12 protein-coding genes and 1 tRNA gene are annotated in these 12,322 nt (G+C 66.2%); 6 read left to right on the top strand and 7 right to left on the bottom strand.

Annotated elements, in window-relative coordinates; translation table 11 throughout:
- Nucleotides 1-275: 275 nt before the first annotated feature.
- The 3 genes from msrQ to EV655_RS15640 all read right to left on the bottom strand — a co-directional run bounded on the left by msrQ (nt 276) and on the right by EV655_RS15640 (nt 3,468).
- Nucleotides 276-884 carry a protein-methionine-sulfoxide reductase heme-binding subunit MsrQ gene (gene msrQ / locus EV655_RS15650; protein ID WP_132546298.1) on the bottom strand — a complete coding sequence of 203 codons (609 nt, stop codon included), beginning with the start codon at nt 882-884 and terminating at the stop codon, nt 276-278.
- Nucleotides 884-1,789 carry a protein-methionine-sulfoxide reductase catalytic subunit MsrP gene (gene msrP, locus EV655_RS15645; protein WP_132546297.1) on the bottom strand — a complete coding sequence of 302 codons (906 nt, stop codon included), beginning with the start codon at nt 1,787-1,789 and terminating at the stop codon, nt 884-886. Before msrP ends, msrQ begins: the two co-directional genes overlap by 1 nt.
- 125 nt (nt 1,790-1,914) lie before the next feature.
- A complete protein-coding gene (locus tag EV655_RS15640) occupies nt 1,915-3,468 on the bottom strand; it encodes an FMN-binding glutamate synthase family protein (protein WP_132546296.1) in 1,554 nt (517 codons plus the stop codon).
- A gap of 119 nt (nt 3,469-3,587) precedes the next feature.
- Between EV655_RS15640 and EV655_RS15635 the strand changes: the two genes are divergently transcribed.
- Together EV655_RS15635 and EV655_RS15630 are read left to right on the top strand one after the other, a co-directional pair.
- Nucleotides 3,588-4,031, top strand: a complete 444-nt coding sequence (locus tag EV655_RS15635) for a DUF302 domain-containing protein (RefSeq protein WP_132546295.1) — start codon at nt 3,588-3,590, stop codon at nt 4,029-4,031.
- A 202-nt stretch (nt 4,032-4,233) separates the two neighbouring features.
- Nucleotides 4,234-4,725 (top strand): fasciclin domain-containing protein, encoded by a 492-nt coding sequence (locus EV655_RS15630; protein WP_132546294.1) that lies wholly within the window; start codon nt 4,234-4,236, stop codon nt 4,723-4,725.
- 105 nt (nt 4,726-4,830) lie between these two features.
- On the opposite strand, the gene clpB is transcribed toward EV655_RS15630, so the two are convergent.
- Nucleotides 4,831-7,446 carry an ATP-dependent chaperone ClpB gene (clpB, locus tag EV655_RS15625; protein WP_132546293.1) on the bottom strand — a complete coding sequence of 872 codons (2,616 nt, stop codon included), beginning with the start codon at nt 7,444-7,446 and terminating at the stop codon, nt 4,831-4,833.
- Between the two features lie 189 nt (nt 7,447-7,635).
- Between clpB and pyrF the strand changes: the two genes are divergently transcribed.
- Nucleotides 7,636-8,325 (top strand): orotidine-5'-phosphate decarboxylase, encoded by a 690-nt coding sequence (pyrF, locus tag EV655_RS15620; protein ID WP_132546292.1) that lies wholly within the window; start codon nt 7,636-7,638, stop codon nt 8,323-8,325.
- A 4-nt stretch (nt 8,326-8,329) separates the two neighbouring features.
- Here pyrF and EV655_RS15615 read toward each other — a convergent pair whose 3' ends face one another.
- Together EV655_RS15615 and EV655_RS15610 are read right to left on the bottom strand one after the other, a co-directional pair.
- Nucleotides 8,330-8,599, bottom strand: coding sequence for an NfeD family protein (locus EV655_RS15615; protein WP_132546291.1), 270 nt, complete (start codon nt 8,597-8,599; stop codon nt 8,330-8,332).
- Nucleotides 8,599-9,492 (bottom strand): SPFH domain-containing protein, encoded by an 894-nt coding sequence (locus EV655_RS15610; RefSeq protein WP_132546290.1) that lies wholly within the window; start codon nt 9,490-9,492, stop codon nt 8,599-8,601. Before EV655_RS15610 ends, EV655_RS15615 begins: the two co-directional genes overlap by 1 nt.
- 145 nt (nt 9,493-9,637) lie before the next feature.
- On the opposite strand from EV655_RS15610, the gene EV655_RS15605 reads away from it, so the two are divergent.
- Nucleotides 9,638-10,891, top strand: a complete 1,254-nt coding sequence (locus EV655_RS15605; protein ID WP_132546289.1) for a DNA polymerase IV — start codon at nt 9,638-9,640, stop codon at nt 10,889-10,891.
- A gap of 63 nt (nt 10,892-10,954) precedes the next feature.
- Here EV655_RS15605 and EV655_RS15600 read toward each other — a convergent pair whose 3' ends face one another.
- The gene (locus tag EV655_RS15600) at nt 10,955-11,812 is read right to left on the bottom strand and encodes an N-formylglutamate amidohydrolase (RefSeq protein ID WP_132546288.1); all 858 of its coding nucleotides are present in this window, start codon (nt 11,810-11,812) and stop codon (nt 10,955-10,957) included.
- Nucleotides 11,813-11,965: 153 nt separating this feature from the next.
- Here EV655_RS15600 and EV655_RS15595 point away from each other — a divergent pair.
- Nucleotides 11,966-12,040 (top strand) — tRNA-Val (locus tag EV655_RS15595).
- A gap of 74 nt (nt 12,041-12,114) precedes the next feature.
- The gene (gene ykgO, locus EV655_RS15590; protein ID WP_075784404.1) at nt 12,115-12,240 is read left to right on the top strand and encodes a type B 50S ribosomal protein L36; all 126 of its coding nucleotides are present in this window, start codon (nt 12,115-12,117) and stop codon (nt 12,238-12,240) included.
- The last annotated feature ends 82 nt before the right edge of the window (nt 12,241-12,322 follow it).

Raw genomic sequence — 12,322 nt, 5'->3', positions numbered from 1 at the left:
GACCATCCAGCCCGTCCAGCGACCCGCCAGCGCCTCAGCGCCGCCGGTGAAGCGCTATTTACGGATCGGGACCGGGCTCCGCAAGCGCTTTTTTCTAGAGCCGTCACATTTTTTTCGTGATCCTGAATTCTACTTCAATATCTGGTGTTTATCGAAGCCGAGCCCACAAGGCTCCGGCCTTGGGGGCGTTCTTGATGGCCGGAGCCCGGCACCGGAACCCAGGGGCGGCAGGTTATCCACAGAGTCGCCCTCGAAACCCCGGGACCGGACCGGCGTCACACGGCGACTCTGGCCCGCTGCAGCCGAATCCGAAGGGCGAGCAGCGCCAGAATCGCCCCGAGATAGACGAGCGGCTCCGGTTGCCAGCCCTTCACCAGCATCGCGAAATGGATCGCCCCCAGCGGGACCGCCAGATAGACCAGCCGGTGCAGCCGCCGCCACCGGACCGGCCCCAGTCGGCGCAACGCGCGGTCGGTCGAGGTCAACGCCAGCGGAACCAGCAAAAGGAACGCCACCATGCCGATGGTGATGTAGGGCCGCTTGAGGATGTCGGCCCAGACGAGCGGCCAGGACTGCAGGTCCAGCGCCAGCCACACGCAAAGATGCAGGGCGATATGGAAGAACCCGACCAGGCCAAGCGCACGGCGGTATCGGATCAGGGAAATCCCCGTCAGCCGCCGGAGCGGCGTGACCGCAAGCCCGGCCGTCAGGAACTGAAGCCCTGTCAGCCCCAGCCGCTGTTCAAGCGCCGCGATCGGCTCGACCCCCAACCCGCCAGTGGCCGCAAGCCAGAAGAACCAGGGCGCCGGGGCCATACCGATGACATAGACCGGCCAGACCGGCACGCGGCGCAGCGCGGCGTTGATTGGCCCGGCCACCCCCATCAGAAGAGCTTTTTCAGATCCATGCCCGCGTAAAGGCCCGCGACCTCTTCGGCATAGCCGTTGAACATCTGCGTGGGAACGCGCGGCGAGAACAGCCCGCCACCGATCCGCCGCTCGGTCGCCTGGCTCCAGCGGGGATGATCCACATCCGGGTTCACGTTGGAGTAAAAGCCGTACTCGTTCGGGGCGTAGGCGTTCCAACTGGTCAGCGGCTGGTCAGCGGTCAGCGTGATCCTGACCACCGACTTGATCGACTTGAAGCCGTATTTCCAGGGAACCACCAGCCGGATCGGCGCGCCGTTCTGGTTGGGCAGGTCCTTGCCGTAAAGACCTGTCGCAAGGATCGTCAGCGGATGCATCGCCTCGTCGAGCCTCAGCCCCTCGACATAGGGCCAGTCAAGGATGGGACTGCGCTGGCCCGGCATCTCCTCGGGGCGATGCAGCGTCTGAAAGGCAACGTATTTCGCGGATGGCTGGACGCCAACCCGGTTCAGCAGATCGGCCAGTTCGAAACCGACCCAGGGCACGACCATCGACCACGCCTCGACGCAGCGCAGCCGGTAGAGGCGTTCCTCAAGACTCACGCCAGACAGGATGTCGGCCAGGTCATAGGTCCCGGGCCTGTCCACCAGCCCGCCGATCTCGACCGCCCAGGGGTCGGTGGTCATCCTCCCGGCGTTGTGCCAAGGATCCTCCTTGCCGGTCCCGAACTCGTAGAAATTGTTGTAGCGGGTGATCTCGTCCCACGTGTTGGGCGCAAGCCCGTCTTCGTTGGCCCGGGCCCGCCCGGCAATCCCGGACAGGGCCAGCGCGCCAACTGCGGCCATCGCCTGCCGCCGGTCGAGATACGCCCCTTCGGATGTGACGTCCGACCATTTCAGGGTATTGCGCCAGCGGCCTGCCATGGGTCCTGTCCCTTTTTCGACTCCGTCCTCAGCGCAGAGCTAGGACACCCGCCGCGTCCGGCAAAGACAACTCGCCTCACAGCACCGTCAGCCCCCTGAACCGATTGCGGTTGTAACCTGCGGGATCAAACCTCGTCGAACCGCTTGAGTGCCGCTTCGAACTGCTTGTGGGCACGGGCCCTGGCAAGCCCCTCCGGCCCCGGATACACCGATGGATAAATCTCGTTCATCTGCACCGACGTCCCGTCGTCCTGCACGATCCGCACATGCCGGCGCCGCATTTCGCGCGGTTCGGCCACGCCGACCGAATGGGCGATGGTCTCGACCTCCTGGATCACCGCCCTGGCATAGGCCGCCACCCGGGTTTCCTTGTCCCCGACCACCAGACCCTTCTGAAGTGACGGGATATGCGTGGTGATCCCCGTCGGGCAGGTGTTGCGGTTGCATTTCAAAGCCTGGATGCAGCCCAGGCTGAACATGAAGCCGCGCGCCGACGTGACGAAATCGGCGCCAAGGCAGATCGCCCAGGCCACGTCGCCGGGGGCCACCAGCTTGCCGCTGGCGATGATGCGGATGCGGTCGTGCAAGCCCGCGAGGTTGCGCAGGTCCACCATGCGGATCAGCGCCTCGCGCAAGGGCAGGCCAACAAGGTCGATCAACGGCATGGGCGCCGCGCCGGTTCCCCCCTCGCCCCCGTCGACGGCGATGAAGTCGGGCGCGCTTTCCTCGCCCCGCCGCCGGATCTCGCGGAACAGGTCGAACCAGGGGTCGGCCGAACCGATGCAGCTCTTGATGCCGACCGGCTTGCCGGTCACCTCGCGAATATGGGCAATCAGGTCCAGCAGGTCTGCAAAATCATCAACCTCCCGGTGGCGGTTGGGCGAGATCGCGTCCAGCCCCATCGGCACGCCGCGGATGCGTGCGACCTCTTCGTCGATCTTGGCCGCGGGCAGGATGCCGCCCTTGCCGGGCTTTGCCCCCTGGGACAGCTTGATCTCGAACATCTTCACCTGCGGCAGCGCGGCCACTTCGCGCAGCTTGCCGTCGTCCAGATTGCCCGCTTGATCGCGCACGCCGAACTTGGCCGTGCCGATCTGATAGACCAGGTCGCAGCCCCCCTCCAGGTGGTAGGGCGCGAGACCGCCCTCGCCGGTATTCAGCCAGATGCCGGCCTTGCGCGCCCCCCGCGACAGCGCCCGCACCGCGGGTTTCGAGATCGCTCCATAGGACATGCCCGAGATGTTGAAGATCGAGGGCGCGGCATAGGGCTCGCGGCAATGGGGCCCGATCACCAGGGGTTCCGTCGATGCGTATTGATCGTCGAGCGGCGGGAAGACCGCATTCATGAAAATCGGCGTGCCCGGGATGTTCAGGTTACGGGTCGACCCGAAGGCAACCGTGTTCCCCTTGGCCTCGGAGGCGTTGTAGACCCAGTTGCGCTGCGCCCGGTTGAACGGCATCTCCTCGCGGTCCATGGCGAAGAAATATTGCCGGAAGAACTCGCCCAGCGTGGTGAAGAGACCCCGGAACCGACCGATCACGGGATAGTTACGCCGGATCGCGTCGCCGGTCTGGATGCGGTCGATGACGAACAGCACCAGGACGATCAGGAACAGCAGCCCCATGAACAGCGCAAAAGCCCCCGCCATGACCTGCAAAGCGTAGTAGGCCCAGCCCATGGCGCGATCTCCCTGCCTGCCCGGGTTGACCTCAATCAAGGAGGTCGGGTTCCCACTCGCTAGAGTGGCCGCGAGAGGGGCATCTGACAACCCCACGCCGACATCAAAGGGAGGAGACCATGAAAGCAATTTTTGCTGCCGTCGCACTTGCGCTGGCCGCTACCTCGGCCGGGGCCGAGGGCGTCGTCACCTATACCGTGGACCAGAGTTTCGACGACGTTGTCTTCGGCCTCGAAAACGCCGTCACCGGCCAGGGACTGGTGATCGACAGCGTCAGCCATACCGGCGACATGCTGGAGCGCACCAAGGGCGATGTCGGCTCGGACGTCACGATCTTTCTGAAGGCGGACATCTTCAGCTTCTGCTCGGCCTCGCTGTCGCGCAAGGTGATGGAGGCCGACCCGATGAACGTGCAGTTCTGCCCCTACGACATCTTCGTGCTGCAGATGCCCGACAGCCCCGACCAGACCACCATCGGTTTCCGCCAGTTCCCCGAAGGCCCGATGAAGGAGGTCGAGGCGCTGCTTGACGCGATCGCGCGCGAGGCCGTGGGGTTGGACTGACCACCGATCCGAACTCACGGATTTTCAAACGAAATCAACGCATCTTGATGTGACTTCGCGCGCGCCGCTGGCTTAGGGCGGCGCGCGGCATCGTCAAACCGCATCGGCGGAAATCCCCGGTCATCCAACCGCATCTTCCTTCCGTAGTCCGGCACGACCCGACCAACGGGTTCGTCTGAATGACAAGGAAGGGAACCATTCGATGCTTCGCAGAACTTTCATCGCGCTGACCGCTGCAACGATGCTGTCCACGCCCGCCCTCGCGGACAACCAAATGGGCAAGGACATCGTCGACACCGCCGTCGAGGCCGGCAGCTTCGGCACGCTGGTCGCCGCCGTCCAGGCCGCGGGCCTGGTCGAGACGCTGAAGGGCGAAGGCCCGTTCACCGTCTTCGCGCCGACCGACGAGGCCTTCGCCGCCCTGCCCGCGGGAACCGTCGACGAGTTGCTGAAACCCGAGAACAAGGACAAGCTGACCGCGATCCTCACCTACCACGTGGTGCCGGGCAAGGTGATGTCGGGCGATCTGTCCGATGGCATGACCGCCGCAACCGTCGAGGGCTCCGAGGTCACGATCGGTACCGAGGGCGGCGTCACCGTCCAGGGCGCGAACGTCACCGCCGCCGACATCGAGGCCTCGAACGGCGTGATCCACGTCATCGACCAGGTGATACTGCCCCCGTCCGCGATGTAACAGGGCAGAGCACGCCGCGGGCGGGTCCGACTGCCGCCCGCGGCCGCTAGAAAACGAGAACGCCCCACCTTGCGATGGGGCGTTCCGCTGCGGTGAGACGATGGCTCAGTGCAGCACCGCATCCTCGGGTTTGGGCCGGTTCGACCCAACTACCCGGTCACCGATGATCAGCCCGTCGGCCCCGGCGGTCACCGTCACTGTGTCCCCGTCGCGGACCTCGCCCGCCAGGATCATCTCGGCCAGCTTGTCCTGCAGGCTGCGCTGGATCACCCGCTTGAGCGGACGCGCGCCGTAGACCGGATCGTACCCCGCGTCTGCCAGCCACTTCTCGGCATCCGCGTCCAGATTCAGGGTGATGTTCCGCGCCGCCAGCCGTTTCTGCAACCGCCGCAACTGGATCTCGACGATCCCGGTCATGTCGTCCCGCGTCAGCCGGTCGAACACCACCATCTCGTCCAGACGGTTCAGGAACTCGGGTCGGAAGTGCATCCGCACCGCTTCCATCACGTCGCGCTTGGCGGCACTGGCATCGGCATCCTCGGGCAACTGGCTCAGCGCCTGGCTGCCGAGGTTCGAGGTCAGCACGATCAGCGTCTGCTTGAAGTCGACCGTGCGGCCCTGCCCGTCGGTCAGCACCCCGTCGTCCAGCACCTGCAACAGCACATTGAACACCTCCGGATGCGCCTTCTCGACCTCGTCGAACAGCACCACCTGGTAGGGGCGCCGACGGACGGCCTCGGTCAGCACGCCGCCCTCGTCATAGCCGACATAGCCCGGGGGCGCACCGATCAGACGGGCGACCGAGTGCTTCTCCATGAATTCGCTCATGTCGATGCGCACCATCGCCTGGTCATCGTCGAACAGGTATTCGGCCACGGCCTTGGTCAGCTCGGTCTTGCCGACGCCGGTGGGGCCGAGGAACAGGAAGCTGCCCAGCGGGCGGTTCTCGTCATTCAGCCCCGCGCGCGCGCGCCGCACCGCGTTCGCCACCGCCGTCACCGCCTGCCGCTGGCCGATCACGCGCCGGCCCAGTTCGTCTTCCATGCGAAGCAGTTTCTCGCGCTCGCCCTCCAGCATCTTCGAGGTCGGGATGCCGGTCCAGCGTTCCACGACCTGCGCGATCTGCTCGGGCCGCACGGCCTCTTCGACCAGCACGTCCTCTTCCTGGCTTTCGGCCTCGGCCAGCTGTTTTTCAAGCTGCGGGATCACGCCGTAGGACAGTTCCCCGGCCCGCGCCAGGTTGCCCTCGCGCTTGGCGTGGTCCAGTTCCGCCCGCGCCCGATCGAGTTGCTCCTTCAGATCGCGCGCGCTTTCCAGCTTGTCGCGCTCGGCCTGCCACTTGGCGGTCATCTCGGCCGATTTCTGGGTGAGGTCGGACAATTCCTTTTCCAGCTTCGCCAGACGTTCCTTCGAGGCCGCTTCGTCCTCCTTCTTCAGCGCCTCGGCCTCGATCTGCTTCTGCAGGATGTCGCGGTCGAGCGCGTCCAGTTCCTCGGGCTTCGAATCCACCTCCATCCGCAACCGGCTGGCGGCCTCGTCCATCAGGTCGATCGCCTTGTCGGGCAGGAACCGGTCGGTGATGTAGCGGTGGCTCAGCGTCGCCGCCGCGACCAGCGCCGAGTCGGAGATCCGCACGCCATGGTGAAGCTCGTACTTCTCCTTGATGCCGCGCAGGATCGACACGGTGTCCTCGACCGTGGGCTCCTCGACGAACACCGGCTGGAACCGGCGGGCAAGGGCCGCGTCCTTTTCCACATGCTTGCGGTACTCGTCCAGCGTGGTCGCGCCGATGCAGTGCAACTCGCCGCGGGCCAGCGCGGGCTTGATCAGGTTGGCGGCATCCATCGCGCCTTCGGACTTGCCGACACCGACCAGCGTGTGCATCTCGTCGATGAACAGGATGATCTCACCGGTGGCGGCAGTGATCTCGTTCAGGATCGACTTCAGCCGCTCCTCGAACTCGCCGCGGTATTTCGCGCCCGCGATCAGCGCGCCCATGTCCAGCGCCATCAGCCGCTTGTTCTTCAGGGATTCGGGCACGTCGCCGTTCACGATGCGCAGCGCCAGCCCCTCGGCGATGGCGGTCTTGCCGACGCCGGGCTCGCCGATCAGCACGGGGTTGTTCTTGGTCCGGCGCGACAGCACCTGCATCGCGCGGCGAATCTCCTCGTCGCGGCCGATGATCGGGTCGATCTTGCCCTGTTCCGCCATCTCGGTCAGGTCGCGGGCGTATTTCTTCAGCGCGTCATAGCCTTCCTCGGCGCTGGCCGAGTCGGCGGTGCGGCCCTTGCGGATGTCGTTGATCGCGGCGTTCAGGTTCTGCGCCGTCACCGCGCCCGCATCCAGCGCGTCCTTGGCCTTGGACGGCACCATCGCCAGAGCCATCAGGATGCGTTCGATGGGCACGAAGGAATCGCCTGCCTTTTTGGCCAGTTTCTCGGCCTCGTCCAGAACCCGGCCGGTGGTCTGGTCCAGATATGTCTGGCCCGCATCGCCGGTGACCTTGGGCACCTTCGCCAGCGCGCCATCGACGGCCTCGACAACGCGCTCGGGCGCGCCGCCAGCGCGGCGGATCAGGTTGGACGCCATCCCCTCGGGATCATCCATCAGCGCTTTCAGCAGGTGTTCGGGCGCAAGCCGCTGGTGGCTTTCCCGCATCGCGATGGTCTGGGCGGCCTGAAGAAACCCGCGCGACCGTTCCGTGAACTTTTCCAGGTTCATCGGTAGTCTCCTTTTGCAAAGCGCCCGTCCGTCGCGGTGCCTGACTTGCAGCGCACCCTCGGTCGCGGGCCTCGATGGACAATGTGGGAGAACCCCCAACCCGTTGCAAGAGTGCCACAACGCATTGTCGCGCTGGACGTGCGCAGCCCCCCGGCCTAGGTAGGCGTCACGCTTCCCGGAGGATCAAAGATGCCCGATGACCGACTGATCGTCGCCCTCGATGTACCCGACGCCCATTCGGGGCTGGCCCTCGCCACGCGCATCGGCGACGCGGTCTCGTTCTACAAGATCGGGCTGGGGATGCTGACCGGCGGGGGGCTGGCGCTTGCCCAGGAACTCAAGGACGAGCACGGCAAGCGTATTTTCCTGGACATGAAGCTGTTCGACATCGGCGCGACGGTCGAGGCGGCGGTTCGGGGCCTTGCCCGGTTCGATCTCGACTTCCTGACCGTTCATGGCGACCCCCATGTGGTGCGCGCGGCGCGTGAGGGCGCGAGCGGTTCGGAGATGAAGATCCTGGCGGTCACGATCCTGACCTCGCTCGACCGCGCCGATCTGGATGCCAGCCTGATCCGGCCGGGCGACATCCGCGAGATCGTGGCCGAACGCGCGATCCGGGCGCTCGAGGCCGGGGCGGACGGGCTGATCGCCAGCCCGCAAGAAGCGAAGATGTTGCGCGCGCTGCCGCAATCCAAGGGCAAGCTGATCGTCACCCCCGGCGTGCGTCCCGCGGGCGCCGAGATCGGCGACCAGAAGCGGGTTGCAACCCCGGCCCAGGCCATCGCCGAGGGTGCCGATCACATCGTGGTCGGCCGCCCCGTCTGGCAGGCCGCCGATCCGCGTACCGCCGTGCGCGCCGTGCTGGCCGAATTGCCCTGAGCCCTCAGTCCTCGTTGATGTCGCGGTGCCAGACCTTGACCTGCCCCTGGCGCACGCCAAGCGCAACCCGCAGCACCAGCCAGGACGCCAGCGAGACCAGCGCGAAGGCCAGCACCAGCCACGGCCAGGCCAGGACCAGACCCAGCCACATCGCGATGCCCACGACCGCCGCGCCCACCGCAAAGCCGAGAAACACGTAGGCCGGCGCGATCATTTCGAGAATTGCAAGAACGACGGCGCCGGCCAGCCAGACCCACCAGATCTCGAGGATCATCAGCCCCGCCCCTTCAGCATCCGGAAGGCATCCGTGAAGGCGTCCAGCGCGTGGGCGGGCACGATGATCGTCTGCTTGCCCTGCCCTTCGCCCACCTTGGTCAGCGCCTCGACCTGCTTCAGCGCGACCTGGTATTGCGCCGCCTCGATTCCGTGCTCGGCGATCGCCTGGGCCACCACCTGCGTGGCATAGGCCTCGGCCTCGGCGGTGACACGCCGCGCCTTGGCCGCCTGCTCGGCGGCATAAAGTTCGGCATCTGCATGCAGTTCGACCGCACGCTTCTTGCCCTCGGCCTCGGTCACCTGCGCCCGGCGCGCGCGCTCGGCATTCAACTGCTGCAGCATCGCGTCACGGGTCTGCTGGTCCAGGTTCACGTCCAGCACCTCGGCCCGAGTCACCTCGATGCCCCAGCCGTCGACCGCATCCGCCACGCTGGACTTGATCGTCCCGATCAGCTGCGCCCGGTTCGACTGGACCTCGTCCAGTTCCATCTTGCCGATCTCGGCCCGCACGATGCCCGCAACCGTCGTCGCGATGGCGCCGTCCACGTCGCGGATGCGATAGACGGTCTTTTCCGGTTCGAGGATGCGGTAGAAGACGCTGGTCTCGACCTGCACCAGAACGTTGTCCGCGGTGATCGCATCCTGGCTGGCATTGGGAAGCTGTCGTTCCAGAACCGAGATCCGGTGCGCCACCTTGTCGAGGAACGGCACGATGATGTTGATCCCCGGCCCCAGCACCGACCGCAGCCTGCCGAACCGTTCGACCACGTGCTTTTCAGATTGCGGCACGATCCGCACCCCCAGCATGACGCTGAGGATGATGAAGGCCGCCAGAAGGAGAATAACGAGATTGCCGCCGATCAGCCCGGCGAGAAAGTCTTCCAGCGTCATCTGCCCGTCCTCGTGAATCCGTTGTCATTATGCGCCGCCCGGACACCATGCGGAAGCCCTTGCCCCGCGCGCGCGGCCGCGTGCATCATGGCATGCGACCTTGCCGGAATTGTGCAACAACCGTGTCACCCGTGGAACCGGCGCGATGCCCGCCCTCTGCCGCGATTGCCTGACCGTCTTTCAGACCGGACGCCGTTGCCCGGCCTGCGGCCGACCGCGGGTGATCGCCCATCCAGAACTGTTCGAACTCACGATTGCGCACATGGATTGCGACGCCTTCTATGCGGCGGTGGAAAAGCGCGACAATCCCGAACTGCGCGACAAGCCGGTGATCGTCGGTGGCGGGCGCCGGGGCGTGGTCTCGACCGCCTGCTATCTTGCCCGAATCCGGGGGGTGCGCTCGGCCATGCCGATGTTCAAGGCGCTCGATCTCTGCCCCGAGGCCGTGGTGGTGAAGCCCCGCGGCGGCGCCTATGCCGAGGCATCCCGCGCGATCCGCGCGCTGATGGAAGACCTGACGCCCGCGATCGAGCCGCTGGCGCTCGACGAGGCGTTTCTCGACCTCACCGGCACCATGCGCCTGCACGGCGCGCCGCCAGCGTTGCTGCTGGCACGGCTGGTGAAGCGGATGGAGGAAGAACTGGGCCTTTCGGGCTCGATCGGACTGTCGCACAACAAGTTCCTCGCCAAGCTCGCCTCCGACCTCGACAAGCCGCGCGGTTTCGCCGTGATCGGCCGGGCCGAGACCGAGGATTTCCTCGCCGACCGGTCGGTTGGCCTGATCTGGGGTGTTGGCCAGACCGGCAGGGCTGCGCTGGAACGCGCGGGGATCCGCACCTTCGCCGACCTCAGGCGCTGGCAAAAGCAGGATCTGATGGCACGTTTCGGGTCGACGGGGGATCGTCTCTGGCACCTCGCACGCGGCCAGGATTCCCGCCGCGTCTCGCCGAATGCGCCGGTGAAAAGCATCTCGAACGAGACCACATTCGCCGAAGACATCTCGGACCCCGATCTCCTTGACGGACATATCTGGCGCATGGCCGAAAAGGTTTCCGACCGGGCCAAGGCCAAGGGACGGGCCGGCCGCGTCGTCGTGCTGAAGCTCAAGCGGGCGGACCACCGGCTCTTGACCCGGCGCCATGCGCTGGCCGAGCCGACCCAGTTTGCCGACCGCATCTACCGCGAAGCCCGGGCCCTGTTCGACCAGACGGGCGAGACGGGGCCATTCCGGCTGATCGGCGTGGGGCTGTCGGACATCGTTCCGGCGACACAGGCGGATCTCTCGGGCGACCTTCTCGACCCGCAGGCAGCCGTCCGCGTCGGGGCGGAGCGGGCGAGCGACACGATTCGCGCGCGATTCGGCGCGCGGGCGATTCTCAAGGGCCGCGCGCTGCGCTGACAATCCGTACCCGGACTTCAGTGAAATGAGTTTCCACCCATCCTGGGCAAGACCTCTGGCCCCTCACTCGGCGGCGAGCGGCACTTCACCGGCCCGGCCGATCTCTGCCAGATCGGCGACGATCGAGGCCATCACCCGGCGGAAATCGTCGAAATCACGGCTTGGCCGAACCTCGGCCTCGTCCATGTAGAGCGATCGGTCCACCTCGACCTGCACCGCATGCTGTCGCCGCGCGGGCCGGCCATAGCGCTGGGTGATATAGGCCCCGGCAAAGGGCGCGTTCCGCCCGACCCGGAAGCCGGCCGCCGCAAAGGCCGCCTCGACCCGGTCGACCACGTCGGCCGCGGCCGATGCCCCGAACCGGTCGCCGAGCACCACGTCGGGACGGCGTTTGCCACCCGAGGTGATGCTTTCGATCGCCTCGCGCGGCATCGAGTGGCAATCGATCAGGATCGATTCGCCGAACCGCACCTGTGCCTCGTCCACCAGCGCCTGAAGCCGATCGTGATAGGGACGCCAGCAGGTCGCGATCCGGGTCTCGGCCTCGGCCAGACCGATCTTGCCGTTGTAGATTGCCCGCCCGTTCGCGACGACGCGCGGGATCACGCCAAGCCCCGAACTGATCCGCGGGTTATGCCCCGCAAGCCGCGCCCCCTCGATCACGGCCGGATCCAGTTCCTCGGCCGCCCGATTCAGGTCGACATAGGCGCGCGGCGCGTTGGCCGCGATCAGCGGCGCACCGTGCACCGGCGCGTCGGCAAAGAGAATATCGACGAAGGCATCTTCGGACGAACGGATCGCGCGCTCGTCCAGCACCGTCTGGCGGAGGAACGTCCAAGGGTAATCGCGCCCGCTATGGGGCGAGGAAAACACCACGCTCGTGGTCGGCCGATCCGGCCGGAACAACCTGTAGGCGCACACCGTCCAGCATCCTCCTTCGGAACGTTTATAGCGGCGATTCCGCGCGTACCGAAAGCCCTTGAACCGCTTTCCGACTCCTTTTATAGACCTGCGGACCGACGCGGTCCCGCCCGCGTCCGTTTTCTTTCGGACTGGCGGGATCGGGACGGCACCGGGCGGTTAGCTCAGCGGTAGAGCACTACGTTGACATCGTAGGGGTCACTGGTTCGATCCCAGTACCGCCCACCATCGAATTCCCTGCCTTCGGGCAGACCGCGAAACAACCAGGCGCACCGACGCGCCGCGACATGAGGAGAAGGCCGATGAAGGTCCGCAACTCGCTCCGCTCGCTGAAGCAGCGTCACCGCGATTGCCGCGTTGTGCGCCGCAAGGGGCGTGTCTACGTCATCAACAAGACCCAGCGCCGCTACAAGGCCCGCCAGGGCTGAGCCAAAGCGCCCAAATGATCAGCGACATCGCCCCGGCCCATTGCCGGGGCGGTTTTCTTTTCCTCGGCTGCATTTACCCGCC

This window comes from Rhodovulum euryhalinum (genome assembly GCF_004342445.1).
Lineage (GTDB): Bacteria > Pseudomonadota > Alphaproteobacteria > Rhodobacterales > Rhodobacteraceae > Rhodovulum > Rhodovulum euryhalinum.
The sequence above is the reverse complement of the archived record's forward strand: the minus strand, read 5'-3'. Positions and strand labels throughout refer to the sequence as shown.

Coding starts and splice junctions, on each gene's coding strand:
- msrQ (WP_132546298.1), bottom strand. CDS start 884: ATGGGGGTGGCCGGGCCAATCAACGCCGCGCTGCGCCGCGTGCCGGTC.
- msrP (WP_132546297.1), bottom strand. CDS start 1,789: ATGGCAGGCCGCTGGCGCAATACCCTGAAATGGTCGGACGTCACATCC.
- EV655_RS15640 (WP_132546296.1), bottom strand. CDS start 3,468: ATGGGCTGGGCCTACTACGCTTTGCAGGTCATGGCGGGGGCTTTTGCG.
- EV655_RS15635 (WP_132546295.1), top strand. CDS start 3,588: ATGAAAGCAATTTTTGCTGCCGTCGCACTTGCGCTGGCCGCTACCTCG.
- EV655_RS15630 (WP_132546294.1), top strand. CDS start 4,234: ATGCTTCGCAGAACTTTCATCGCGCTGACCGCTGCAACGATGCTGTCC.
- clpB (WP_132546293.1), bottom strand. CDS start 7,446: ATGAACCTGGAAAAGTTCACGGAACGGTCGCGCGGGTTTCTTCAGGCC.
- pyrF (WP_132546292.1), top strand. CDS start 7,636: ATGCCCGATGACCGACTGATCGTCGCCCTCGATGTACCCGACGCCCAT.
- EV655_RS15615 (WP_132546291.1), bottom strand. CDS start 8,599: ATGATCCTCGAGATCTGGTGGGTCTGGCTGGCCGGCGCCGTCGTTCTT.
- EV655_RS15610 (WP_132546290.1), bottom strand. CDS start 9,492: ATGACGCTGGAAGACTTTCTCGCCGGGCTGATCGGCGGCAATCTCGTT.
- EV655_RS15605 (WP_132546289.1), top strand. CDS start 9,638: ATGCCCGCCCTCTGCCGCGATTGCCTGACCGTCTTTCAGACCGGACGC.
- ykgO (WP_075784404.1), top strand. CDS start 12,115: ATGAAGGTCCGCAACTCGCTCCGCTCGCTGAAGCAGCGTCACCGCGAT.